This window comes from Corallococcus silvisoli (assembly GCF_009909145.1).
Lineage (GTDB): Bacteria > Myxococcota > Myxococcia > Myxococcales > Myxococcaceae > Corallococcus > Corallococcus silvisoli.
Genome location: NZ_JAAAPJ010000003.1, coordinates 545,637 through 569,568, shown reverse-complemented (window position 1 = coordinate 569,568; position 23,932 = coordinate 545,637). Strand labels below are relative to the sequence as shown.

Below are 23,932 nucleotides of genomic sequence, written 5' to 3'. Positions count from 1 at the left end.
CGCCTCGCTGAAGAGGCGCGTCTCGCTGAATCGGCGCGACTTCAGGCGCTCGAAGAGGCACGTCTCGCTGAAGAGGCTCGCCTCGCTGAAGAGACCCGCCTCGCCGAAGAGGCGCGTCTCGCTGAATCGGCGCGACTTCAGGCGCTCGAAGAGGCTCGCCTCGCGGAAGAAGCCCGTCTCCGTGCAGAAGAAGAGGCCCGCCTTGCCGCGGAAGCCGCCGCTCGCATCGAAGCCGCCCGCCTCGCCGAGGAGGCTCGACAGGCCGAGGCCGCGCGCGCTCACGCCGAGGCAGCTGAAGCCCAACGCCAGGCCGAAGCCACCCGGCAGGCCGAACTCCACCGCCTCGCCGAAGAAGCCCGTCGCGCGGAGCAGGCCCGCGCCGCCGAAGCCGCCCGCCTCGCCGAAGAGGCCCGCGCCGCCGAAGCCGCCCGCCTCGCCGAAGAGGCCCGTGCCGCGGAGGCCCAGCGCCGGTCCGAACTGGGCAAGCCCGCCCATCCTCCCTCCCTGCCCCGGCGCACCCGTCCGGTCGTCCCCCCCACGCCGCCCCCCGTCCTCATCCCCGTCGCCGCCGCCACGGAAGAGCCCGAACCCCTGTCGCTCGGGCCCGAGGACATCATCCTCACCGCGGAGCCCGAACCTGCCGCCGTGGCGAACTCGTGGGCGGACTCCATCCCCACGTCCCCCCGTGACGCCCTGGAGCTGCCCACCGGCGACGACACCGCCGCCCTCGGCGACGCCCGCAAGCGCGCCCAGGCCGCCCTGCTCCAGGACATGGCCGAGGCCCTGCGCCGCTCGGCCTCCGTCCCCCTGGACCCTTGGCTCACGGAGGAGTCCTCGCGCTTCCCCGTCGCCCCGCCCCCGGAACCCGACCTGCCCCTCCTGGAGGTCGAGCCGGAGAGCTGGGGCGACATCGTCCCGGCCGCCGCGCCCCTCCCCGACACCCGCGCACCCGCCCCGGTCGCCCCGGTCGTCCCCGTCCAGGCCCCCCCCCAGCCCGACCTCTGGGCCGTCCAGCCCCCGAAGTTCCCCGCCGCCGCCTCCCCGCCCGTGCGCCCCGCCCGCGCCAGCGAGGACGACCTCTGGCGCATCGTCTCCTTCGACGAGTCCAACGACCCCGCCCAGAACCTCACCGCCTCCTTCGAGGCCGCCCTCCAACAGGTGGACGCCCACCTGGAAGCCCTCATCCGCTCGGACGTCCGGTCGGCGGGGGATGCCAACGAATTCCTCGTCGAAGCCATCGTCGAGGCGACATTCGAGCCGCTGCCTTCTCTGGGCTCCTCCGCCTTCCCCGGTGACAACGGGGGGGCTTCTGGCCAGACTGAGGACGGGTTGTCCGGCGATCTGGACGACTGGGATTTTGACGAGGACGACGTGGCGGCCGAAGACCCTTCCAACCCCGACGAAGCCTCCAAGCTCCGGCGCCAGCGCCTCCTGCGCCGCGCCATGGAGAACATGGGCACGCTCGGCGCCCGTCCGGTCCCGCCCACCCCCGCGGCCCCGCCGGCCTCGCCCGAGGGCGCCGCGCCCCCGCCCGCCGCCGTCGCCGCCCCGCCCGAACCCCCCAAGCCCGACGAGGGCCGGCTCGCGCAGCAGATCGAGCAGCGCTACGCGGACATCCAGGCGAAGAAGGACCACTTCGTCACCCTGGGCGTGCCGCACGACGCGTCGCGCGATCAGGTGAAGGCCGCCTTCCTGAGCCTCGCCAAGCTCTACCACCCGGACCGGCTGCCCCCGTCGCTGCCCCACCTGGCGCAGAAGATGACCTCCGTCTTCGAGTCCATCCGCGAGGCCTACGAGGTCCTCCACGACGACACGCGCCGCAAGAACTACGTCCTGGCGCAGCAGGGCGCGCAGGCCGCCCCCAAGCCCCCGCCCGCGCAGGCCCGCCCCGGGAGCCCGGGCACCGCCCGCCCCAACACCAACGCGGACGACCTCTTCCGCATGGGCGAGGTCTTCTTCCGCAAGCGCGACTTCGTCGCCGCCAGCGAGCACTACGAGCGCGCCAACGCCCTGGACCCCAGGCCCGTGTACCTGGCCGCGCACGCCTGGTCCGTCTACATGGATCCCGCGCGCAAGGCCGACATGCCCCGCGCCAAGCAGTGGATGGCGGACGCGGTGCGCACGGATCCCAACTGCGATCGCGCCCACTACCAGCTGGGGGTCATCGCCCGAGTGGAAGGGGACATGGATCGCGCCGAGCGCCACTTCCGGGAAGCGGTGCGCGCGAACCCCAAGCACCTGGAGGCGAACCAGGAGCTGCGGCTCATCGACATGCGCAAGAAGAACCCGCCCAAGAAGGGTCTCTTCCGCTGACCTGCCTGTCCTCCGGGGAGGGAACCGGTCGGTTTTCCGGACAGTCCCGCCCATTGACACACCTGGAAACCGGACCCGATGCTTGCCCCCACGGGGCGCGTCCGATGGATCCGCCGCCCCGCCCGTCTTGAAAGGCATGCCACGTGGCCAAGCAGCACCTGCTCCTCGTCGATGGTGACGCGAAGAGTCTGCGCGTGATGGAGGTCAGCCTGAAGAAGGCGGGCTTCTCCGTCACGACGGCGATTCATGGCAAGGATGCGCTGGAAAAGGTCCAGATCAGCCCGCCGGACCTCGTGCTCGCCGACACCAAGATGCCGGAGATGGACGGCTTCGAGCTCTGCAAGACGCTCAAGTCCGACGAGCGCTTCAAGTTCATCCCCTTCGTCTTCCTGACGAACCAGAAGTCGGTCGAGTTCAAGGTGCGCGGCCTGGAACTCGGGGGCGACGACTACCTGACGAAGCCCATCTACATCAAAGAGATCGTCACCCGCGTGAAGATGATCCTTCAGAAGGCCGAGAAGGAACGCATCGAGAAGCGGGAGACGACCAAGGGCGGCTTCGCGGGAAGCCTGGCCGACATGGGCGTCGTGGACCTGGTCCAGACCTTCGAGATCGGCCGCAAGACGGGCGTCATCTCCATCCAGGGCGAGCGCACCGGCACCGTCTACTTCAAGGAAGGCCGCGTCATCGACGCGGAGCTGGGGCGCCTCAAGGGCGAGAACGCCTTCTACCGCCTGTTGAACACGTTCGAAGGTCAGTTCGACGTGCAGTTCACCACGCTCGACCGGACCGAGCGCATCGAGGTCTCCACCCAGGGCCTGCTCATGGAGGGCATGCGCCGGCTGGACGAGTGGGGCCGGATGCTCGAGCAGCTTCCGCCGCTGGAGACGGTCTTCGAGATCGACTACCACCAGCTGGCGGACCGCCTGTCGGAGATCCCCGATGAGGTGAACGGCCTGCTGCGCCTGTTCGATGGCAAGCGGGCGCTGTCGCGCGTGGTGGAGGACTCGGACTTCGAGGACCTGGCCGCGCTGGGCATCATCAGCAAGCTGTACTTCGAAGGGCTCATCCGCGAGCTGGGCAACGCCCCGCTGGAGCCCGTGCAGAGCAGCAAGCCGGGCATCGAGCAGTGGCTGAACACCGCCCCGCCCATCCCGGTGGAGGTCGCGCCCGCGCCCGTGGTGGAGGCCCCGGCGCCCGTGGCGGAGGCCGCGCTCACCGAAGAGCCCGCGCACGCCGAAGAGCCCGCGCCGGTCGAGCCCGTGGAAGAGGTCACGCCCGTGGCGGAGGTGGCGCCCGCGCCGCTCTCCGCGCAGCCCGCGCAGGTGATCGTCTTCCCGCCGCGCCCCCGTCCTGGCGACGGGGGGCCTCCCGCGTTCGGGGAGGACTCCTCGGAGCCCGTCGTCCCGCCGCTGTCGCAGGAGGGCTCGGCGTTCCTGGTGGAGCCGCCCCCGGCGCACCGCGCGGTGGACCATGCGCGGCGCAGCCTGCTGCTCGACTGGAGCCGGGTGGACACGGAGGGCCTGAGCTCGTCCAGCACCTGGGGGCCCGGTTCCCCGTGGTCGTCCGGGTCCCGCGCCCCCGCGCCGAGCCCGTTCACCGCCGCGCCCGCGCCCGCGCCCGTGGAGCCGCTGCCGTCGCGCCCGCCCATCTTCGGGGGAGCCGCCATCGCGCCCAGTCCGCTGGCGCCGGTGCCGCCGCCGACGCCGGCCCCGCCCTCGTCCGAGGTGACGCTGGTCAGTGGCACGGAGCCCCACCAGGACGTGGAGCCGCAAGCCCTGGAGCCGATGGAGGAGTCCGCGCCGCAGCAGCTGGCGCTGCCGCCCTACCCGGGCCACGGCATCGTGCCGCCCCAGGTGGCCCCCGCGACCCTCAACGTCGAGTTCTCCGAGGCAGCGCGCTCGGCCTGGGCCTCGTCCTCTCCCGAACAGGAGCCTGCCGCCGCGCAGGAGCTGCCCGCGTCGGAGGCATACTTCACGGAGCCCGTGGTCGAGCCGCCCTCGTCCAGCGCGAACGCCTCGGTGGCGGGCGCGAACGGCCCGGCCCAAGGCTCGAATGCCTCGGTGTCCAGCGCGAACGGCCCGGCCCACGGCACCCCGGTTTCCGGCGCGAATGGTCCAGCCCACGGCACGAATGCCCCTGCTCATGGCGCGAGCACCGCGACCGCTGCCTCGGCGACCTCGAAGCCCACGCATGACGAGGACGACGCGGCGCTGATCGCCGCGATGAAGCCCAAGCGCACGGGCCTCTACGTCGCGGCCGGGCTGCTCCTCGTGGCGGCCGTGGCCGCGGTGGTCATCTCCCGGGGTTCGGGCACCACGGAAACGCCCCCGCCTCCGGAGCCGAAGGTGACGCAGCCCGCGCCGCCCGCGGAGGCGCGCAACCCTCCGGAGGTCCAGCCCCCGCCGGACGTCGCGCCGCCGCCGGTGAAGACCGTGGTGGAAGCCCCCCCGGCCGACGCGGGGGCTCCCCCGGTGAAGACGGCCACCCCCAGCGCCGTGGAGGACGCCGGCGCCGCGCCCGTGAAGACGGCCACGGCCGAGCCCGCGGCCATTCCCGACGCGGGAGTCGCGGTCGTCGCGCCCCCGACGGCCCCCGAGACCGCTCCGCCCGCCCAGCCGAAGGCGACCACCTACGCGGACTTCATCAAGGATGCCCGCGCGGCGCTGGCCCGCCGGAGCTTCAAGACGGCGGTGGGGGCCTACCGCAAGGCGCTCGCGCTCGACGGTGACTCCATCGAGGCCAAGTCCGGCCTGGGCATCTCGCTCGCCAACAACAGCGGGACCAGCGAGTCCGGCTACCGCGAAGCGGCCAAGCTGCTCCAGGACGTGGTCCGCGCGGAGCCCAAGAACGCGAAGGCCTGGTTCTGGCTTGGCAGCTCGCTCCAGTTCTCCGGTGAGCAAACCCGAGCAGCCGAGGCCTACAAGCGGTATCTGTTCCTGGAACCGACGGGAAGCTCGGCGGACGAGGTACGCGCACTGCTCAAGGGGATGGGCACCTAGGCGGCCGGTCCTTCCGCCTTCCCGTCCTTCTTGGAGTCGCCGTGCTCGTCCTGGGACTTGAAACCTCGTGCGATGAAACCGCCGCCGCCGTCGTGGAGGACGGGCGGCGCGTCCTGTCGGACGTCGTCTCCACGCAGGTGGACATCCATCGCCGCTGGGGCGGCGTCGTGCCGGAGCTGGCCAGCCGCAATCACATCGTCCAGGTGATGCCGGTGGTCCACGAAGCCCTCACCCGCGCGGGCAAGACGCTGGACGACATCGACCTGCTGGCCGTCACGTCCGGCCCCGGCCTCATCGGCGCGCTGCTCGTGGGGCTCCAGGTGGCCAAGGGCCTGAGCCTCGCCACCGGAAAGCCCTTCGTCGGCGCCAACCACCTGGAAGGGCACCTGCTCGCCATCCGGCTGCTGGAGGACGCGCCCGCGCCGCCGTTCCTGGGGCTCGTCGTCTCCGGCGGCCACACCAGCCTCTACGAGGTGCGCGACTACGGGAACTACCGCCTCATCGGCCGCACGCGCGACGACGCCGCCGGGGAGGCCTACGACAAGACCGCGCGCATCCTCGGCCTGCCGTACCCGGGCGGACAGCCCATCGACGAGCTGGCCCAGAAGGGCGACCCGGAGGCCATCCGCTTCCCTCGCGCGCTGCCGGGCGACAACTTCGACGTGTCCTTCTCCGGCCTGAAGACGGCGGTGCTCCACCACGTCCAGAAGCACGGCGTGCCGGAGGGGCAGGCACTTCACGACCTGTGCGCGTCCTTCCAGGAGGCGGTGGCGGACGTGCTGTCGAAGAAGCTGGTCGCGGCGGCGCGGAGGCTGGGCCACACGCAGCTCGTGCTGTGCGGCGGCGTGGCGGCGAACTCGCGGCTGAGGGCCCTGTGCAAGGCCCGCGCGGAGGAGCGCGGCCTGCGCATGTTCCTGCCCCCGGTGCGCCTGTGCACGGACAATGGCGCGATGATCGCCGTCGCGGGGTATGAAGCATGGCGCCGCGGCTTGCGCGGTGACTTCCGCCTCGCGGCCGACCCCGCCTGGCGCATGGAGTAGGGGCTTCAAGTGGAATCGCCGCGCGACATCCTCAAGCGCCACGGACTGCGCGCCAAGCACAGCTGGGGCCAGAACTTCCTCGGAGATCCGGACGCGCTCCAGTCCATCGCGGACGCGCTCGCGCTGCGCGAGGGCGAGCCCGTGGTGGAGCTGGGCCCGGGCCTGGGCCACCTCACGCGCTTCCTGGCCGCCACCGGCGCGCGCGTCACCGCCGTGGAGCGCGACCGCGACATGGTGGCCGTGCTGGAGAAGGAGGCCATCCCCGGCGTGCGCGTGGTGCCCGGCAACGCCGCCACGGTCGACTTCGCGCAGGTGGCCGGCGCGCCCGACATCGCCCTGGTGGGCAACCTGCCGTACCACCTCACCAGCCCCATCCTCTTCCAGGTGCTCGCGCAGCGCGCCCACATCTCGCGCGCCGTCTTCACCCTCCAGAAGGAGGTGGTGGTGCGGCTGGCCGCCGAGCCTGGCAACCGCGACTACGGGTTGCTCACGGTGCTGCTCGGCCTGCACTTCGACGTGGAGCAGGTGCTCACGCTGGAGGCGTGGCGCTTCCACCCGCCCCCGAAGGTGGACTCCGCAGTGCTGCGCCTGACGCGGCTCTCGAAGCCCCGCGCGCCGCTGGTGGACGAGGCCCGCTTCACCCGGCTGGTGAAGGCCGGCTTCGCCCAGCGCCGCAAGACGCTCATCAACTCGCTCAAGTCCGACAAGGGGCTCGCGCCGCCCGAGGTGTTGCTCGCCGCGCTCCAGACGGCGGGCGTCGATCCGGGCCGCCGCGCGGAGACGCTGGCCCCCGAGGAGTTCGCCGCCATCGAGCGCGCCCTGGGGCCCGTCGCCGCCACGACGCCTCCGCCTCCCGACGCGCCGGAAGACGCCGAAGGGGACGGCGCGGAGTAGGGGACTTCAGCGCTTCTGGCCCAGCACGGCCAGGAGCCCCCCCTGCTGGGAGAGGAAGGCGCGGAACTCGTCCTCGTCGATGCGCAGGCGCGCGAGCACCGCGCTCAGCACCTCTTCGACGGAGCCCTCCGGCCGGCGCTTCAGCTCGAAGGCCGTCTTGAGCAGGGCCACTCCATAGAGTGGGTCCACGTCCACCGGAGGCGCGGGCGGGGCCGTGGCTGGACGGGCGGCGGGCGCCGCTTCCGTGGGCTCCACCAGGTCCACCACCGTCTTCACCCGCTGCCTGCCGCGCATCTGGCCGCTGACTCCCGCTGTCCCGCGTTTTACGTGAAGCGTGTTCGCGGGCACCGTAGGGGATGGCTCCGGACGGTGCAAGAGCGGGATGGTCCGGCGAAAATTGCCGGATGCACGGGGGCATGGTTGTGTTATCCGCCCCCCGCGCGCGCATGTGGCGCATGTGTTGATTCCGGGGGCGGAGGCCTCGGGCCGATGGACCACCGCTACATCGTCGTCGAAGGCCCCATCGGCGTGGGCAAGACGAGCCTCACCAACCTCCTCACGGAGCGCCTGGGCAGCCGCCGCATCCTGGAGGTCGTGGAGGAGAACCCCTTCCTCTCCAGCTTCTACGCGGACCGGCAGAAGTTCGCGTTCCAGACGCAGGTGTTCTTCCTGCTGTCGCGCTTCCGCCAGCAGCAGGAGCTCTTCCAGCAGGACCTCTTCCGCGCCGTCACGGTGAGCGACTACCTGTTCGCCAAGGACCGCATCTTCGCCAACCTCACGCTGGCGTCGGACGAGCTGGCCCTCTACGACCGCGTCTTCGAGGCCCTGGGGCCCCGCGTCCCCCAGCCCGACCTGGTCATCTATCTCCAGGCCCAGCTGGACGTGCTGCTGCATCGCATCAAGAAGCGCGGCCGCGAATTCGAGCGCAAGTTCGACGCGGGCTACCTGGAGTCGCTCACGCACGCCTACAACGACTTCTTCGCGCACTACGCGGACACGCCGCTCCTGGTGGTGAACACGTCGGACATCGACTTCGTGCACAACGAAGCGGACCGCGAGGACCTGATGGAGGCCATCCAGTCCGCGAAGTCCGGTGTGCAGCACTACGTCCCCCGGTCCTCCCGGCGGGGCTGACGGGCGACGCCCGCCTGGCCGGTCGGCGTGCGGTGATCCCCCCACGCGGCCCCGACGGCGTTAGAGTGCATCCGCGTGGAACCCCTGGCCTCCGGCGATCCCCTTGGGGACGGTGAGGGGCCCGAGGTGCCACGCGGCTGTCCCACCCGTCTCACACACAGGAGGTGAACCGTGAAGGACAAGGTCACCATCCACACGCTGAAGCGCCTGAAGCAGTCCGGTCAGAAGATCTGCATGGTCACCGCGTACGACGCGACGTTCGCGCGCATCCTCGATGAAGGGGGAGCGGACGTGCTGCTGGTCGGTGACTCGCTCGGCATGGTCATCCAGGGCCAGGAGTCCACGCTGCCCGTCACCATGGACCAGATGGTCTACCACTCGGCGGCGGTGAGCCGCGGCGCGAAGCGGGCGCACGTGGTGGGCGACCTGCCGTTCATGAGCTACCAGGTCTCGACGCAGGAGGCGGTGCGCAACGCCGGGCGGCTCGTCGCCGAAGGCAACGTCGGCAGCGTGAAGCTGGAGGGCGGCGCGGAGTTCGCCGACACGGTGCGCGCCATCGTGCGCGCCAGCATCCCCGTCATGGGCCACCTGGGGCTGACGCCTCAGTCGGTGCACAAGATGGGGGGCTACGTGGTTCAGGGCCGCGACGAGGACGCCGCGCGCCGCATGCTGGACGACGCGCTCGCGCTGGAGGCCGCCGGCGCCTACGCGCTGGTGCTGGAGGGCGTGCCGCTGGAGTTGGCGCGCACCATCACGCAGAGCCTGAAGATCCCCACCATCGGCATCGGCGCGGGCAAGCACTGCGATGGACAGGTGCTGGTCTGCTACGACCTGTTGGGCATGAACCCGGACTTCAAGCCGAAGTTCGTCAAGCGCTTCGCCAACCTGCACGGGAACATCACGGAGGCCGCGGGTACGTTCTTCTCCGAAGTGCGCGGGGGCTCGTTCCCGGACGAGGAGCACAGCTTCAAGGCGACCAAGGGCATCCGGCTGGTGACGCCCACGCCGGTGACGCCGGACGCGGAAGCGCCGGGTGAGCCGGTGGAGAAGGTCGGCGGCATCTACGGGGCGCCGGTCTAGCCATGGCCCCTCACGTCCTGCGCACGGTGCCGGAAGTGAAGGCCTGGGTGTCCACCCTCCAGCAGGAGGGCCGGAGCCTGGCGCTCGTGCCCACCATGGGCTTCCTTCATGAGGGCCATGTCTCGCTCATGAGGGAGGGCGGCCGTCGCGCGGACGTGGTGGCCGCCTCCATCTTCGTGAACCCCACGCAGTTCGGTCCCCGCGAGGACCTGGCGCGCTACCCGCGCGACTTCGAGGGGGACCTGGGCAAGTGCGCGAGCGCGGGCGTCACCGCCGTGTTCGCGCCCGAGCCCGCGGCGATGTACCCCCCTGGCTACCAGACCTACGTGGACGTCACGGAGGTCAGCCAGGGGCTGTGCGGCGAGCGGCGTCCCGGACACTTCCGGGGCGTCGCCACCATCGTCACGCAGCTCCTGTCGCTCTTCCGCCCGAAGGTGGCGCTCTTCGGGGAGAAGGACTACCAGCAGCTCCAGGTCATCCGCGCGCTCAACCGCGACCTGCACCTGGGGGCGGACATCGTGGGCATGCCCACGGTGCGCGAAGCGGACGGGCTCGCGATGAGCAGCCGCAACGCCTACCTGTCCGCCGAGGAGCGGCAGCGGGCCCTGGCCCTGTCGAAGGGCATCCGGGCGGCGCAGGCCCTGCTCGCCGCTGGCACCCGGGACACGGGGGCCCTGGTGGAGGCCGCCCGCCGCGAATTGAAGGCGGCGGACCTGCGCGAGGACTACGTCGAGGTACGGGACGCGGGGACGCTCTCGCCCCTGGGGACGGTGGCGCCCGGGCAGACGGCGCGCATGTTGGTGGCGGCCTTCTCGGGGGCCACGCGGCTCATCGACAACATGCCCCTGGCCGGTTAGGAGACTCGGGACACGTTATGGCCGCTGGAAAGTCGAAGGGTGTGGGTGCCGAGCCGGGGGTGAAGCTCATTGCCGAGAACCGGCGTGCGCGCTTCGACTACACGGTGGATGAGAAGATCGAAGCGGGGCTGGAGCTCACCGGCAGCGAGGTGAAATCGCTGCGGGAAGGAACGGCCAACCTGTCGGACGCCTATGCGCTGCAGAAGGGCACGGAGCTGTTCCTGCTCAATGCCCACATCGGCTCCTACAAGGCGGCGAGTGTGTTCGACCACCTCCCCACCCGGGGCCGGAAGCTGCTGATGCACCGGGCGGAGATCGACCGGTGGACGGCGAAGGTGCGCGAGCGCGGTTACTCCATCATCCCGCTCGTGCTGTACTTCAGGAAGGGGCGGGCCAAGGTGGAGCTGGGCCTGTGCCGCGGCAAGACGCACGAAGATCGCCGCCACGACATCAAGGAACGGGAGACGAAGCGGGAGATGGACCGGGAAGTGCGCCGTCGTTGAGGGCGCGCCCGCAATTCCCCGCCGGACAGGCTGGAATGGACAAGAAGGTTTCCGACAAGAAGGAGCGGCTGTTGGCCGCGCTGGATCAGGGGATGGTGATGATCCACCTGGACGCGCGCCGCCCCGGCGTGCTCGTCCCCGCCAGCCTCCGTGGCGAAGCACACCTGCGCCTCAACCTCTCCTACCGTTTCGAGCCCCCCGACCTCACGGTGAGCGAGTGGGGCGTGCGCTCCACGCTGAGCTTCTCCGGTTCGCGCTTCACCGTGGCGGTGCCCTGGTCGGCGCTGTTCGCCATCGCCAGCCACGTGACGAAGGAGTTCTGGATGTACCCGGAGGAGATGCCGCCGGAGCTGCTCCAGCAGCCCCCGGTGGGCTCGGCCTCCGTCGCGCGCCCTCCGCCGCCCACGCCCGTGCCCGTCGCCGCCGAGCGCCCCCGCGCCTTCCTGCGCGAGGTGCAGAGCGAGCACCGGGACGAGCCGGAGACGCGCCCGGAGGTGGCACCGCCGCCCACGCCCGAAGGGGGCCCGCCGGAGGAGCCGCAGCCTCCGCGCCGCGGTCACCTGCGGCTGGTGAAGTAGGGCGGTCCTCGCGACACCGGCGGCGCGTGGACGCTCAGCGCTTGAGCTCCGCGTCCACGTCCGCCTTCTTGCCGCCCATGAATGAGCCCGTCCAGGGACGGTAGCCCCGGAGCTTCAGCTGCACCGGGACCGCACGCACCGGGTAGATGTTGTCCATCACGAGCGGCGTCACGCCCACCTGCACGCCATCCACGAAGACGGTGGCCCCGGAGGGCTCGCTGCGAATGGACACGAGGGCCGTGGGGACGCCGAGCGCCTGCAGCACCTGTCTCTCGTAGCGAGGCCACGCGAACAGCGCGCCCGCCGCGAGCACCGCAGCGACGCCGAACAGCGCCACCGCCACGCCCCAGCGCCTGCGAGGGCGGGGGGACACCGGCGGCTCCAGCTCCCACGACGTGCCCTCTGGACGGGGCGCGCGTGCCTCCAGCTCCAGGTCGCCCGCGCCCGCCTCGCGGATGCTGGGCCGGTTCATCCGCTCCGACTCGTCGACGTCGGAGAGCGCCTGCGTGGCCATCGCCGGAGCATCCTCTGGGAGCGCCGCCCGTGCCGCCGCGGGCCCCCCGCCGCCAGAGACACGTCCCGTCTGGGCTCCTGCAGGGGGCGCACCGGGGGCCCGCCCGCTGCCGCCGTCCCGTCCGGTGGTGGCCATGCGAGCACCGCCCTCGCCCGGGCGGGCCGGGGCCCTGTCTCCTGGGGGGGCCGCCCGCCCCGAGCCGGCGGCGGAAGGCCGCTGGGTGCAGGACTCGCAGGGGGACTCGGGCGACTCCAGGGCCGCCCCACACAAGGTGCAGGCGTGGAGCACTTCCCCTGAGGCCGACAGCGAAGCCCCACCGGGGCTGGGGCTCCATGGTGCCTCTTCCTCCCCGCTGACGGGGACGGCCGCCGGGGAGGGCTTCCACGGCGCGGAGTGCTTCGCGGTCGGGGCACTCTCCGGGGTCCCGTAGGCCCTCGTGGAGGCGCGGGTGGCAGGCTCCAGCGCTTGAGGGCCCGGGCCTTCTCCCGATGGGACGGACATCACGAACGACGCGGACGTCGACGCCGGCGCCTCCGCCTGGGCGGCCCGGGCGCGCTCTCCCACGGACGCGGGCAGCTTCACGCCGCGCAGGAACATGGCCAGCGCGTGCGACGACGCGGGCTCGCCCGCCTGCGCGAGCCACCGCGCGAGCGCCTCGGACACATCCTCCGGCTCCGGAAAGCGGCCCCCCGGGTCGCGTGACAGCATGCGCAGCACCAGCGTGGCCAGTGACGCCGGCACGTCCGGCAGCGACGCGGGCGCGCGGTTGAGGATGGAGTGCGCCACCGCCATCGGCTCCGCCGACGAGCCGAACGGGTGCTGCCCCGCGAGCAGCTCCGCCAGGATGATGCCCAGGGAGAACTGGTCGCTCAGCGCGGTGGCCGGCTCGCCCCGGAGGAGCTCCGGCGCGGCGTAGGGCAGCTTGCCCTTGAACGCCCCGGGTTCGGTGCGCGACAGGCCCGCCAGCCGCGCGATGCCGAAGTCGGTGACCTTCACCTCGCCCTCGCGCGACACCAGCACGTTGGACGGGGACACGTCCCGGTGCGCGGTCACCAGCGGCTGCCCCGCGCTCTGCTTGCGGTACGCGTGCTGCAAACCCGCCTGGGCCTGGCTCGCGATGAACACGGCCAGGTGCGGCGGGACGCGCAGCCCCTGGCGCGTCACCGCCCGCAGCAGCGCGCCCAGGTCCCATCCATCCACCAGCTCCATCACCAGGAAGAGCCCTTCGGTGCTCTCCCCCACGTCATGCACGGTGACGATGTTCTGGTGCTGGAGGAGCATGGACAGCCGCGCCTCCGACACGAACATGCTCGCGATGTCCGGCTCGCGCGCCAGGTGCGGCAGCACGCGCTTGATGGCCACGGTGCGCTCGAAGCCCTCCGCCCCCTTCGCCACCCCCAGGAACAGCTCCGCCATGCCTCCCGTGGCCAGCGGTTGCAGCAGCCGATAGCGCGACGTCACGAGGTCATCCTCCGGAAGGGCGCGGATGGTACCTCACCCTTGCGACTGGGTGATTTCGCGCAGGTGCTTCCACGGGTAGATGCCCGTGTTGTGTTGGTCGCTGAAGACGAACGCGAGCGCGTAGTTGCCCACCGGTTGCATCTGCAACACGCGCAGGTTCGCGGGCACCTGCGAGGGGTCCAGCGTGCGCTTCGCGGTCCATTCGTCCACGCACGCGGCGCACGGGCACTGCTGCCGCAGCACCTGCGCGGTGGCGGTCGTCGTCGCGCCGTCATCCCACGTCAGCGTCAGCGACTCACCGTCCGCGGACAGCTTCGCGTCCGTCGCGCTGACGGGCTTGGGCGCGGGCTTGATGCGATCCCAGAAATTGCTCACCGGTCCACCATCCAGAGGCTAGGGGCAGGAGGCCCCTCCCTACCATCCTTCCGGTGGAGTGGGGGACCCGCCGCGAGCGCGGGGCCAGGGGCGCCGCGCTTCAGGAGGCCAGCTTGACGGGCTGCCGGTGGCCTTCCAGCCGCACGCCCCGCTGGGCGAGCACCGCGCGCAGGGCCTGCACCACGCGAGGGTCCAACTGCGCGCCGCTCAGGTTGTCCAATATCTCCATCGCCTTCTCCAGCGGCATGGCCTTCTGGTAGGGGCGCGTGGAGGTGCACGCATCGAACGTGTCCGCGCACGCCACGATGCGGGCGAGCAGCGGGATGGCGTCCCCCTTGAGCTTGTCCGGGTAGCCGGTGCCGTCCCAGCGCTCGTGGTGGTGGCGCACGCACGCGCGCACCGGTCCCAGGAACGTCACCGGCCCGATGATGGCGTCGCCAATGGCCGGGTGCTCGCGCATCGTGGCCATCTCCTGGTCGGTCAACCGGGACTGCTTGCAGAGGATGCTCTCCACGATGCCAATCTTCCCGATGTCGTGGAGGATGCCGCCGTATTGCAGCTGCCGCAGCTCGCGCTCGGTGAGCTTCAGCTCCTTGCCAATCTCCACCGCCACGTCGCCCACCCGCTGGCTATGGCCGCGCGTGTACGCGTCCTTGGAGTCGATGGAGTTCGCCAGCGCGACGATGGTCTCCAGGTAGCCCTTCTCCAGGCTCTCGTAGAGGCCGCGCGTCTCCATGTCGTACGCGAGCAGCTGCTTGCTCATGTAGTTGAACGTCTGGGCCAGCTCCCCCAGCTCGTTCTTCTGCTTCAGGTTCACCTCCACGCCGAACTTGCCGCGCGCCAGCTCCAGCGACGTCGCGATGAAGGTCTTCAGCGGCTGCGTGAGGTTGCGGGAGAAGATGGACGCCAGCACCAGCGCCACCAGGATGGCGCCGCCCAGGCCCAGCAGGATGCGCCGCTCCATCGTCTCTACTTGCCGGTAGGCGTGCTCCACCGGCTGCTCGGACACGATGGCCCAGCCTGCTTCCGGCAGCACCGAGTACGCGGACACCACCGCGTCGCGGCCCTCGCCGAAGTTGCCCACGTGGAACAGCTCCGTGTCCGGCGAGCCCTCGCGCTGCTTGAGCAGGTGCGCCAGCGGAAGCCGCTTCGACACGTCCTCGCCCACCGCGCCCAGGTCCCCGCCGCCGGTGATGAGCCGGCCGTGCCGGTCCGCCAGGTACGCGAACCCCGTGCTGCCCACGCGCTCCTGCGCCAGCATCTGCCGCAGGCCCGCGAGCGTCAGGTCCGCCGCGATGTAGCCCTGCACCGGGTCGCCCACCGGAAACGCGAGCGTCACCACCGGCACGCCGCCCTGGGACGCCACCACGTCCGAGTAGCGCACCCCCGTGAGCCCCTCGCGCAGCAGGGCCCGCGCGCGCTCCTCGTGTTCGGCCACCGCGCTGGGCGCCATGTCGTGCACCGCGAAGGCCTGCAGGCCCGGCAGCCGCTGCTGCGCCTCGTCGAACACGGTGAGCGCCAACACCTCCGGGCGCTGGTTGAGCACCGCGGAGATGTGCAGCCGCTGCGTGTCGCGCGGCAGGCTGAAGAAGCCGCCCGGCACGCTGGACAGCCCCACCACCATCTCCGTGGGGTCCTCCAGGAAGCTCTCCGCCTTGAGCCGCAGCTGCTTCACGCGCTCCTGGGCCAGCTCCTGCGCGTCGCGGATGAGCAGCTCGCGCGTATGGGACACCGACAACCAGCCCACCATCAGCGTGGGGATGATGCTCACCACCAGCATCAACATCAGGATGGCTTTGAAAAGTCGCACGGGCGGTGGCTCCTCGCGGGCGGTGGCTACTTCTGCCAGCCGTCCTTCACCTTGACGTTGAGTTCGAGCGATTCCGCGGCCAGCTCGAAGCGCCGTGTCGGGGAGGGCAGGGACCGTCCCTGCTCCGGGCTCAGGGCCGTCACCGTCCAGCGATAACGGCCCGGCGGCAACGCGGGCAGGACCCACTGCCGCGCGGCCAGCACCGAGCGCACCGGCGCCCGGGCCGGGACTCCGTCCCCCGCCTCATCGAAGATGACCTCCACTTCGTAGCTCGTGGCGCCCGCCACCGCCGCCCACGCCAGCGTCACCGGGCCCAGCAGCCCGCTCGCCGTCGGCTTCAGGGTGAAGCGGGACTTGTCCGCGGGCTGCGCCGGCTGCGGCGCGGCGGGCGGCTCCGGCAGCACGGTGCCCTGCTGCACCCGCACGGACTCCCCCTTGGCCAGGACGCGGGTCGCGTGCTGGGCCTCCACGGTGACGGGGGGGCCCTGGCGGTGGGTGACGGTGGTGGTGCCGCCGTCGTGGTCCACCTCCACCGTGAAGTTGGACGGCTGGGGCGGGTTGAGCAGCGCCCAGGCTTCATCCGCCTTGTGCAGCGCGTCCGCGTACTGCGCCTGCTGGAAGTGCGTCTCCGCCTCCTTCAGCCGGGCCTCGGCCTCACGACGGCGCGCATCCTCCGGCGCGGCCTTCACCGCCGCGCGCGACATCTCCAGCGCCTTGAGCGCCGTCTGCGGCTCCGTCCCGGAGCCCTTGCGGGGCGGGGCCACCGTTCCCCCGGAGGACGGGCGGGCCTCCGCGGCCTCGCGTCCCACCGCCGTCGGGGCGGTCGGCACCGCGGACAGTCCCATCCACGCGCTGAGCCACAGGGCGGCCTTCATTGGAATTCAATCTTCCTGCCCGCCCGAACCGTGGCGGATGGGGTGGTGACGGACAGCGACTGGGTGGCGGGCTTCTCCAGCGTGGCGTCCACCCTTCCCCGGAGGACGGTGACATCCGTTCGCAGCTTGCTTTCCGCGATGCCCACCAGGGAATCACCCCCCAGGTGCACCGTGCTGCCGTTCGCGAACACCACCTGGGCGCTGGCCCCGGACTCGGTGCGGACCTTGTCGTTCTCGTACAGGGGCAGGTCGTCGCGGGCCGCGCTCCATTCGTCGGCCACCGCGCGTTTGATCTGCACGTCCCCCGTCAGCTCCCGCAGGTGCGCGCGGGGGACAGGGGGAGGCAGGGGGGCCTCCGCGGGCCCATGGGGCTTCTCGTCCGGGGTGCAGCCGGGGTGAAGGGCCATGAGCGCGACCGCGAAGAGCAGGGGAGTCCAGCGTCGTCCATTCACCAGAGGGGTCTTCCTGCGGCCGAGTCTAACCGCAAAGCAACGCCAGAAGGGCCACGCCCCTCATCCCGTGCCCGGGCGCTCGCCTAGTCCAGCCGCCGGTGCGTCAGGCACGGCAAATTCCGCCGGATGCGCGCCAGGAGCTCGGGGTCCACCGGCGCCACGGCCAGCCCCTCGCCCTCGGAGGCGCGCGCCGTCACCAGCCCCCAGGGGTCCACCACCATCGCGTGCCCGTACGTCAGCCGCTGCGCCGAGTGCCGCCCGCCCTGGGCCGGCGCCAGCACATACGCCTGGTTCTCGATGGCCCGGGCGCGCAGCAGCACCTCCCAGTGGTCCTTGCCGGTCATCATCGTGAACGCGGCCGGCACCGCCAGCAGCGTCGCCCCGTCCTTCGACAGCCGCCGGTACAGCTCCGGGAAGCGCAGGTCGTAGCAGACGCTCAGCCCCAGCCGCCCCACCTCCGTGTCCGCCGCCACCACCTCCGTCCCCGGCGCCACCGCCGCGGACTCCTGATAGGTGGCACCATCTCCCACATCCACGTCGAACAGGTGCATCTTCCGGTACACGGCCAGCCGCGCGCCGTCCGGGCCGAAGAGGACGCTGGTGTTGTAGAGCCGGTCGCCCGGCGCCCCGGTCTCCAGGATGGAGCCGGACAGCACGGTCGTCTTCGTCTCCCGGGCCAGCTGCGCCATCCGGCTGAGCGTGGGGCCGTCCAGGCCTTCTGCGGCGGAGGGGCGCTCGGGCTCCGGGCCCATCCAGGAGAAGTTCTCCGGCAGACCCACCAGGCGGGCTCCCAGGGAGGCGGCCTGGCGCACGAGGCGGGTGGCCACCTCCAGGTTGTGGGCCTTGTCGGCGGTGGACACCATCTGGGCGGCGGCGATGAGGTGCATGGGGGCGTTATAGCGCCACCCGCGTCGCGCGAACCCCTGGGAATCCTTCAGTCCGGGGGGGCGTTGAGCTGGCGCCTCGGGGTGTGTCCTTCCTTTACACCCCGAGGGGGCGTGTGTTACGGACGCCCCGACATTTTTCGACGCATCACATCGAAAAGTGGGCCGCCGTGCCCGCTTTTCGTGTTTTTGGAGACCTGCTTCCCGGTTATGGAGTCGAAGAACATCAAAATGACGGTGGAGGAGAAGGCGGCGGCGCTGCTGGATCCCATCGTGGCGAACGAAGGCCTGGAGCTGGTGGACCTGGAGTACGTCCGCGAGCGCGAGGGCTGGGTGTTGCGGCTGTTCATCGACAAGCCAGGCGGCCGGGTGGGTCTGGACGAGTGCTCCCAGGTGTCGCGCGCCGTGGATCCGGTGCTCGACGTGGAGGACTTCATCCCCCAGGAGTACAACCTGGAGGTGTCCAGCCCCGGAGTGAACCGGCCGTTGAGGAAGCCGGCGCACTTCGAACGGGTGAAGGGGCAGAAGGTCAAGGTGAAGACCTTCGGCCCGCTGGGCGAGCCTCCGCGGAAGAACTTCAGCGGCACGCTCACCGAAGTGGCGGCCGACGCCATCTCCGTGGACGTGGAGGGGGGCGGCGTCTTCGTCATCCCCTTCAAGGACATCGCCAAGGCCCATCTGGAGTTCGAGTTCTAGACGTCGACATACAGGGGACCCTGTTCGCGCCAGGGCCGCCCGTGGACCCATTTTCGGAGAAGAGAAAGCCATGCCCACGCCCGCCAACCCGGCCGTCAACCTCAACCTCGTCCTGGATCAGGTCGCCAAGGACAAGGGCATTGAACGGGCCGTGCTCATCTCGACCCTCGAGGACGCGATGAACACCGCGGCCAAGAAGCACTTTGGCCAGGATCGCAACCTGGAGGCCAAGTACGACCCGGAGAAGGGCGTGGTGGAGCTCTTCCAGGCCATCACCGTGGTCGCGGAGATCACCGACCCCGTCCAGGCCGTGAACCAGATCACGATGGACGAAGCCCACAAGAAGGGCATGGAAGTGGAGCCCGGTGACGAGCTCGTCTTCCAGATCTTCTACCGTGACGAGGACGCCGCGGAGGCCAAGGCCCAGGACGACCAGTACGGCGACATCCTCCGGCTGAAGACCTTCCGCCGCGGCTTCGGCCGCATCGCGGCCCAGACGGCCAAGCAGGTCATCCTCCAGCGCACCCGCGACGCCGAGCGCGAGAACGTCTTCAACGAGTACCGCGACCGCAAGAACGAGATCGTCACCGGCATCGCCCGCCGGTTCGAGCGCGGCAACATCGTGGTGGACCTGGGCCGCGCCGAGGCCGTCCTGCCCGTCCGCGAGCAGGTCCCGCGCGAGACCTACCGCCCGGGCGACCGCGTCCAGGCGTACGTGCTGGACGTGCTGCGCGAGTCCAAGGGCCCGCAGATCGTCCTGTCGCGCGCGTCCGTGAACCTGCTCACCAAGCTGTTCGAGATGGAGGTGCCGGAGATCGCCGAAGGCATCGTCGTCATCGAGGCGGCGGCGCGAGAGCCCGGTGGCCGCGCGAAGATCGCCGTGTCCAGCCGCGACTCGGACGTGGATCCGGTGGGCGCGTGCGTGGGCATGAAGGGCAGCCGCGTGCAGGCGGTGGTGCAGGAGCTGCGCGGTGAGAAGATCGACATCGTGCCCTACGACGAGGACCCGGCCCGCTTCGTGTGCTCGGCCCTGGCCCCCGCGGAGGTCAGCCGCGTCATCATCGACGAGGCGAACCACGCCATGGAGCTCATCGTCCCGGACGACCAGCTCTCCCTGGCCATTGGCCGCCGCGGGCAGAACGTGCGCCTGGCCGCGCAGCTGACCGGCTGGAAGCTGGACATCAACAGCGAGAGCCGCGTGCGGGAGATGCGCGAGTTCGCCAGCCGCTCGCTGGGCGCGCTGCCCGGCGTCAACGAGATGCTGGTGGAGACGCTCTACGCGCACGGCTTCCGTCAGGCGCGCGACGTGGCGGACGCGAACGCGGAGGTGCTGGCGCAGATCCCCGGCATCGACCCCACCCGCATCGCCTCCATGCAGGAGGAGGCCAAGAAGCGCATGGTGGAGGACCAGCAGGAGCTGTCGCGCATGGACTACGAGCGCGAGCAGGCCCGGCTGGCCGAGGCCCGCCGCCACCCGGACGAGCTGTCCCAGCCGGAGCGCATGGCGCGCGTGCGCGGCGTCGGGGAGAAGACCATCGAGCAGCTCATCCTCGCCGGCTACCGCACGGTGGAGGACATCGCGAACGAGAAGGACCTCACCCGCCTGGGCGACGTGCCAGGGGTGGGTATCAAGAAGGCCCGCCAGCTGAAGAGCGCGGCGGAGAACTACCTGGTGGAGGAGGCGAAGCTCCGCGCCGAACTGAACGCGGAGCGGGGGGCGCTGGCGTCGGCCGGCGCCACGGAGGGCGCGGAAGCGGCCAAGGCACCGTAGGCACCGAGGAACGGGGAGATGCGCCGCGCAACGAAACGGCCTGGGACACATCCCACTGAAATCACGACGTCAGGTCCGGTCAGGACCTGCGTCGGGTGCGGTTCGCGCAAGGCACAGGCGGAACTCACCCGGTTCGTGGTAGGTCCCCAGGGCAGCGTGGTGGCGGACAGGCGGCGGAGGCTGCCGGGGCGGGGGGCGTACCTGTGCGGTGCCGGTTGTCTGACGGCAGCGCTCAAGCGTAAGGCGCTGGGCAGGGCCTTCCGGGGCAAGGCGGGGCAGGTCGACCCGTCCCAGCTCGGGCAGGCTTGGGAGTGAGGGCGGGAGGGTGGAGAGGTTGCGGGGGGAGGTGGCTGTTAAGCACCACTCGCACACAATTTCGGCTTTGGACTAGGGTGCTCGGCCTCGTCGTCGGCGGAGCAGAAGGCCAATCAAGGTATGTCGAAGAAGCGCGTTCACGAAATCGCCAAGGAGCTCAAGAGCCACGGGATTGAGCTCGACAACAAGGAGGTCGTGACCGAGCTCGCTGGGCTGGGTTACGACGTCAAGAGCCACTCGTCCTCCCTGGACGATGACCAGGCCACGGCCGCGGTCCAGAAGATCCTGGACAAGCGCAAGCCGAAGCAGGCCGCCCCGCCCGTCGCCGCCAAGGGCTTCGTGGTGCGCCGCAAGGTCGGTCCTCCGGCGGGCATGTCCGCCCCGGACAACCCGGACGCCTACGCGCAGTCGAACGAGTCGTCCTACGACGCCTCGGAGCCCACGCACGAGCCGCAGGGCTTCGTGGAGCCGGAGCAGCCGTCGGCGCCCGCCGCCGTGGAGGCCGCGCCCACCCCGGTGGAGCAGGCCCCCGTGGCCCATGCTCCGGAGGCCCCGGCCGTGACGGCCGCGCCCCCCGAGACCACCGTCGCCTCCATCGCCGCTGCCCCGGAGGCGCCGTCCGCGCCCGAGGCCCCGGCCACCCCGCCTGTTGCCGCAACCGCCACCCCGCCCGTGACGCCGCCGTCCACCCCGCCTCCCGCGGCCGTGGTGGAGACGCCCCGGGCCGCCGAGCCGACCCCGGCCACGGCGACACCGCGCAGTCCTTCGCAGGAGAGTCCCCGCTTGCCCAACCCCCCTCCGCGCTCGCCGGTCCCGCCCACCGCACGGACGCCTTCCTCCACGTCGACGTCCGCGACGGTCATCTCCCGAGGTCCCGGTTACGTGCAGCGTCCGGGTTCCACGGGTGGGCGCCCTGGTGGGCCTCCGGGCAGTCGCCCGGGCGGACCCGGTGGTCCCGGCAGCCGTCCGGGTGGGCCCGGTGGTCCCGGCAGCCGTCCTGGCGCGCCCATGCAAGGGCGTCCGGGCGGTCCGCCGGTGCAGAACCGTCCGGGAGCGCCCATGCAGGCGCGTCCGGGCCAGACCGGGCCGGTGCGTCCGTCCTCGCCGCCCCAGGCGGCCGGCGGCGGCGCCCCGGTGCAGCCGAACGGCCCCACCATCATGGTGGGCGGCGTCCCGCACGCCCAGGTCGCGCCCACGCCGGGCGCCCAGGCGCGCCCCACGGCCACCCAGGCCGTGGTCATCTCGCGCCCGCTCATCCAGGTCCGCCGCGTCACGCCCACCACGACCCAGGCCAAGCAGTACCCCATGGCCCCGGGCCGCACGGCGCTCGGCACGGAGAAGCGCGAGTACAAGGTCGTCCCGGATCACCTGGGCCGCGGCCGCGAGCTCGTGGACGTCTCCAAGAACAAGGAGCGTGGCCAGCGCAAGCGCACGGGTCCTGAGACGACCAGCGTTTCGAAGCAGGAGCTGTCGGACATGGTCTGGGGCCGCATCCAGATCCCCATCCGCGGCAAGAAGCGCAAGCCCACGAAGAAGGGCGCCAAGACGCAGATCACCCAGATGGCCGAGGACAAGAAGGTCATCAAGCTCCAGGAGGGCATCAGCGTCTCCGACCTGGGTCAGCGCATGGGTGTGCGCACCGCGGAGCTCATCAAGAAGCTGATGGGCATGCAGAAGATGGCCACGGCGAACCAGATCCTGGACGCCGACACCGCGGAGCTCATCGCCACCGACTACCACTGGAAGGTCGAGCGCGTCGGCTTCGAGGTGGAGGACTACCTGCCGGAGGTCACCGCCCGGGCCGAGGACGAGCGTCCCCGTCCGCCGGTGGTCACCATCATGGGCCACGTCGACCACGGCAAGACGAGCCTGCTCGACGCCATCCGCCAGGCCAGCGTGGCCTCGGGCGAGGCGGGCGGCATCACCCAGCACATCGGCGCGTACAGCGTGTCCACCGCGCGCGGCGACGTCACGTTCCTGGACACCCCGGGCCACGAGGCCTTCACGTCCATGCGCGCCCGTGGCGCCAACGTGACGGACATCGTGGTGCTGGTGGTGGCCGCGGACGACGGCGTGATGCCCCAGACCGTGGAGGCCATCAAGCACGCCAAGCAGGCGGAAGTGCCCATCGTCGTCGCCATCAACAAGATGGACGTCCCGGGCGCCAACCCCGACCGCGTGAAGAAGGACCTCGCGAGCCAGGAGCTGGTGCCGGAAGAGTGGGGCGGCGACACCATCATGGTGCCCGTCTCCGCGAAGACGAAGATGAACCTGGATCTCCTCCTGGAGAACCTGGCGCTGCAGGCCGAAGTCCTGGAGCTGACGGCGAACCCCACCCGTCCGTCGGTGGGCGCCATCGTGGAAGCGAAGCTGGAGCGTGGCCGCGGTCCCGTGGCCACGGTGCTGGTGCAGGAGGGCACGCTCAAGCTGGGCGACGCCATCGTCACCGGCACGCACTACGGCCGCGTCCGCGCCATGAACAACAGCCGCGGCGAGCAGGTGAAGGAAGTGAAGCCGGGCTACTGCGCGGAGGTCGTCGGTCTGTCCGGCGTGCCCACCGCGGGTGACGCCATCAACGTGGTGTCCGACGAGAAGGCGGCCAAGCAGATCGCCGACCACCGCGGCATGAAGGAGCGGCAGGCGGAGCTCAGCAAGGTCAGCCGCGAGTCCCTGGAGCAGCTCTTCGCCAAGACGAAGGCGGGCGGCGGTCCCAAGGAGCTGCGCGTCGTCATCAAGGCGGACGTGCAGGGCTCCGCGGAGGCGGTGCGCCAGGCGGTCGAGAAGCTCACCACGCACAAGGTGCGGGTGGTCATCATCGACGCGGGCGTGGGCGCCATCACGGAGACCGACGTCATGCGCGCCGCCGCTTCCAAGGGCGTCGTGCTGGGCTTCAACGTGAAGCCGGAGTCGGGCGCGGAGGCCGCGGCCAAGGCGCAGGAAGTGTCGCTGCAGAGCTACTCCATCATCTACGAGCTCATCGACGGGGTTCGCACGGAGATGGAGGGCCTCCTGGAGCCCATCCGCACCGAGCGCAAGCTGGGCCGTGCGGAAGTGCGCAACACCTTCAACGTGCCCAAGCTGGGCACCATCGCTGGCGCGGCCGTCCTGGACGGCGTGATGAAGCGCGGCTCGTTCGTGCGCCTGATGCGCGAGAACAAGCAGCTCTTCTCCGGCAAAATGGCGTCGCTCCGCCGCTTCAAGGACGACGTGAAGGAGGTCGCGCAGGGCTTCGAGTGCGGTATCGGCATCGAGAACTTCAACGACCTCAAGGCCGGCGACATCATCGAGGCCTACGAGATCGAGGAGACCCGCCAGAGCCTCTCCTGAGTCCAGGAGGCGCACTCGACGGACCCCGGGGAAGGCCCCACCTTCTCCGGG

At 71.2% G+C, this 23,932-nt stretch carries 20 protein-coding genes and 1 pseudogene; 13 read left to right on the top strand and 8 right to left on the bottom strand.

Annotation, left to right across the window (positions count from 1 at the left end):
• Window positions 1-495: pseudogene (locus tag GTY96_RS08730) on the bottom strand (hypothetical protein); the annotation flags it as partial.
• A 150-nt stretch (window positions 496-645) separates the two neighbouring features.
• On the opposite strand from GTY96_RS08730, the gene GTY96_RS08725 reads away from it, so the two are divergent.
• The 4 genes from GTY96_RS08725 (at window position 646) to rsmA (ending at window position 7,249) form a co-directional block, all read left to right on the top strand.
• The gene (locus GTY96_RS08725) at window positions 646-2,313 is read left to right on the top strand and encodes a J domain-containing protein (RefSeq protein WP_328700809.1); all 1,668 of its coding nucleotides are present in this window, start codon (window positions 646-648) and stop codon (window positions 2,311-2,313) included.
• 143 nt (window positions 2,314-2,456) lie between these two features.
• Window positions 2,457-5,315 (top strand): response regulator, encoded by a 2,859-nt coding sequence (locus tag GTY96_RS08720; protein ID WP_161664448.1) that lies wholly within the window; start codon window positions 2,457-2,459, stop codon window positions 5,313-5,315.
• Window positions 5,316-5,356: 41 nt separating this feature from the next.
• Complete coding sequence (gene tsaD / locus GTY96_RS08715) at window positions 5,357-6,355, top strand: tRNA (adenosine(37)-N6)-threonylcarbamoyltransferase complex transferase subunit TsaD (RefSeq protein ID WP_143899677.1); 999 nt, start codon at window positions 5,357-5,359, stop codon at window positions 6,353-6,355.
• A 9-nt stretch (window positions 6,356-6,364) separates the two neighbouring features.
• Entirely contained in the window at window positions 6,365-7,249 is an 885-nt protein-coding gene (rsmA, locus tag GTY96_RS08710) for a 16S rRNA (adenine(1518)-N(6)/adenine(1519)-N(6))-dimethyltransferase RsmA (protein WP_161664447.1), read from the top strand.
• A 6-nt stretch (window positions 7,250-7,255) separates the two neighbouring features.
• Here rsmA and GTY96_RS08705 read toward each other — a convergent pair whose 3' ends face one another.
• Window positions 7,256-7,543 carry a hypothetical protein gene (locus GTY96_RS08705; RefSeq protein ID WP_143899673.1) on the bottom strand — a complete coding sequence of 96 codons (288 nt, stop codon included), beginning with the start codon at window positions 7,541-7,543 and terminating at the stop codon, window positions 7,256-7,258.
• A gap of 195 nt (window positions 7,544-7,738) precedes the next feature.
• Between GTY96_RS08705 and GTY96_RS08700 the strand changes: the two genes are divergently transcribed.
• The 5 genes from GTY96_RS08700 (at window position 7,739) to GTY96_RS08680 (ending at window position 11,401) form a co-directional block, all read left to right on the top strand.
• A complete protein-coding gene (locus GTY96_RS08700) occupies window positions 7,739-8,383 on the top strand; it encodes a deoxynucleoside kinase (RefSeq protein ID WP_143899671.1) in 645 nt (214 codons plus the stop codon).
• A 171-nt stretch (window positions 8,384-8,554) separates the two neighbouring features.
• Window positions 8,555-9,463, top strand: coding sequence for a 3-methyl-2-oxobutanoate hydroxymethyltransferase (gene panB / locus GTY96_RS08695; protein ID WP_143899669.1), 909 nt, complete (start codon window positions 8,555-8,557; stop codon window positions 9,461-9,463).
• Window positions 9,464-9,465: 2 nt separating this feature from the next.
• Entirely contained in the window at window positions 9,466-10,320 is an 855-nt protein-coding gene (gene panC, locus GTY96_RS08690; protein ID WP_161664446.1) for a pantoate--beta-alanine ligase, read from the top strand.
• A 17-nt stretch (window positions 10,321-10,337) separates the two neighbouring features.
• Entirely contained in the window at window positions 10,338-10,823 is a 486-nt protein-coding gene (smpB, locus tag GTY96_RS08685) for an SsrA-binding protein SmpB (RefSeq protein ID WP_014398822.1), read from the top strand.
• Window positions 10,824-10,858: 35 nt separating this feature from the next.
• Window positions 10,859-11,401, top strand: a complete 543-nt coding sequence (locus tag GTY96_RS08680; protein WP_143899665.1) for a ClpXP protease specificity-enhancing factor SspB — start codon at window positions 10,859-10,861, stop codon at window positions 11,399-11,401.
• Between the two features lie 34 nt (window positions 11,402-11,435).
• Here the strand turns inward: GTY96_RS08680 and GTY96_RS08675 are convergent, their stop codons facing one another.
• The 6 genes from GTY96_RS08675 to GTY96_RS08650 all read right to left on the bottom strand — a co-directional run bounded on the left by GTY96_RS08675 (window position 11,436) and on the right by GTY96_RS08650 (window position 17,775).
• Entirely contained in the window at window positions 11,436-13,376 is a 1,941-nt protein-coding gene (locus GTY96_RS08675) for a protein kinase domain-containing protein (protein ID WP_161664445.1), read from the bottom strand.
• 33 nt (window positions 13,377-13,409) lie between these two features.
• Window positions 13,410-13,751, bottom strand: a complete 342-nt coding sequence (locus tag GTY96_RS08670; RefSeq protein ID WP_143899661.1) for a DUF971 domain-containing protein — start codon at window positions 13,749-13,751, stop codon at window positions 13,410-13,412.
• 100 nt (window positions 13,752-13,851) lie between these two features.
• The gene (locus GTY96_RS08665; protein WP_161664444.1) at window positions 13,852-15,561 is read right to left on the bottom strand and encodes an HD domain-containing phosphohydrolase; all 1,710 of its coding nucleotides are present in this window, start codon (window positions 15,559-15,561) and stop codon (window positions 13,852-13,854) included.
• 26 nt (window positions 15,562-15,587) lie between these two features.
• Window positions 15,588-16,436 (bottom strand): peptidoglycan-binding protein LysM, encoded by an 849-nt coding sequence (locus tag GTY96_RS08660; protein ID WP_161664443.1) that lies wholly within the window; start codon window positions 16,434-16,436, stop codon window positions 15,588-15,590.
• On the bottom strand, window positions 16,433-16,843 hold the full coding sequence (locus tag GTY96_RS08655) for a FecR domain-containing protein (protein ID WP_186001833.1): 411 nt from the start codon (window positions 16,841-16,843) through the stop codon (window positions 16,433-16,435). The genes GTY96_RS08660 and GTY96_RS08655 overlap by 4 nt, the downstream gene beginning before the upstream one ends.
• A gap of 128 nt (window positions 16,844-16,971) precedes the next feature.
• The gene (locus GTY96_RS08650) at window positions 16,972-17,775 is read right to left on the bottom strand and encodes a carbon-nitrogen hydrolase family protein (protein ID WP_143899655.1); all 804 of its coding nucleotides are present in this window, start codon (window positions 17,773-17,775) and stop codon (window positions 16,972-16,974) included.
• 207 nt (window positions 17,776-17,982) lie between these two features.
• Between GTY96_RS08650 and GTY96_RS08645 the strand changes: the two genes are divergently transcribed.
• The 4 genes from GTY96_RS08645 (at window position 17,983) to infB (ending at window position 23,881) form a co-directional block, all read left to right on the top strand.
• Entirely contained in the window at window positions 17,983-18,468 is a 486-nt protein-coding gene (locus GTY96_RS08645) for a ribosome maturation factor RimP (protein WP_143899653.1), read from the top strand.
• A 70-nt stretch (window positions 18,469-18,538) separates the two neighbouring features.
• A complete protein-coding gene (gene nusA / locus GTY96_RS08640) occupies window positions 18,539-20,239 on the top strand; it encodes a transcription termination factor NusA (RefSeq protein ID WP_143899651.1) in 1,701 nt (566 codons plus the stop codon).
• Window positions 20,240-20,257: 18 nt separating this feature from the next.
• Window positions 20,258-20,554 carry a YlxR family protein gene (locus GTY96_RS08635; protein ID WP_143899649.1) on the top strand — a complete coding sequence of 99 codons (297 nt, stop codon included), beginning with the start codon at window positions 20,258-20,260 and terminating at the stop codon, window positions 20,552-20,554.
• A gap of 120 nt (window positions 20,555-20,674) precedes the next feature.
• Window positions 20,675-23,881, top strand: coding sequence for a translation initiation factor IF-2 (gene infB / locus GTY96_RS08630; protein WP_161664442.1), 3,207 nt, complete (start codon window positions 20,675-20,677; stop codon window positions 23,879-23,881).
• Window positions 23,882-23,932 lie beyond the last annotated feature (51 nt).

What these genes read in the sequence shown, in the direction of transcription:
- GTY96_RS08635 (WP_143899649.1), top strand. Translation starts at nt 20,258, where the DNA reads ATGCGCCGCGCAACGAAACGGCCTGGGACACATCCCACTGAAATCACG.
- GTY96_RS08655 (WP_186001833.1), bottom strand. Translation starts at nt 16,843, where the DNA reads ATGGCCCTTCACCCCGGCTGCACCCCGGACGAGAAGCCCCATGGGCCC.
- GTY96_RS08705 (WP_143899673.1), bottom strand. Translation starts at nt 7,543, where the DNA reads ATGCGCGGCAGGCAGCGGGTGAAGACGGTGGTGGACCTGGTGGAGCCC.
- nusA (WP_143899651.1), top strand. Translation starts at nt 18,539, where the DNA reads ATGCCCACGCCCGCCAACCCGGCCGTCAACCTCAACCTCGTCCTGGAT.
- GTY96_RS08700 (WP_143899671.1), top strand. Translation starts at nt 7,739, where the DNA reads ATGGACCACCGCTACATCGTCGTCGAAGGCCCCATCGGCGTGGGCAAG.
- GTY96_RS08660 (WP_161664443.1), bottom strand. Translation starts at nt 16,436, where the DNA reads ATGAAGGCCGCCCTGTGGCTCAGCGCGTGGATGGGACTGTCCGCGGTG.
- GTY96_RS08680 (WP_143899665.1), top strand. Translation starts at nt 10,859, where the DNA reads ATGGACAAGAAGGTTTCCGACAAGAAGGAGCGGCTGTTGGCCGCGCTG.
- panC (WP_161664446.1), top strand. Translation starts at nt 9,466, where the DNA reads ATGGCCCCTCACGTCCTGCGCACGGTGCCGGAAGTGAAGGCCTGGGTG.
- infB (WP_161664442.1), top strand. Translation starts at nt 20,675, where the DNA reads ATGTCGAAGAAGCGCGTTCACGAAATCGCCAAGGAGCTCAAGAGCCAC.
- smpB (WP_014398822.1), top strand. Translation starts at nt 10,338, where the DNA reads ATGGCCGCTGGAAAGTCGAAGGGTGTGGGTGCCGAGCCGGGGGTGAAG.
- GTY96_RS08650 (WP_143899655.1), bottom strand. Translation starts at nt 17,775, where the DNA reads ATGCACCTCATCGCCGCCGCCCAGATGGTGTCCACCGCCGACAAGGCC.
- GTY96_RS08645 (WP_143899653.1), top strand. Translation starts at nt 17,983, where the DNA reads ATGGAGTCGAAGAACATCAAAATGACGGTGGAGGAGAAGGCGGCGGCG.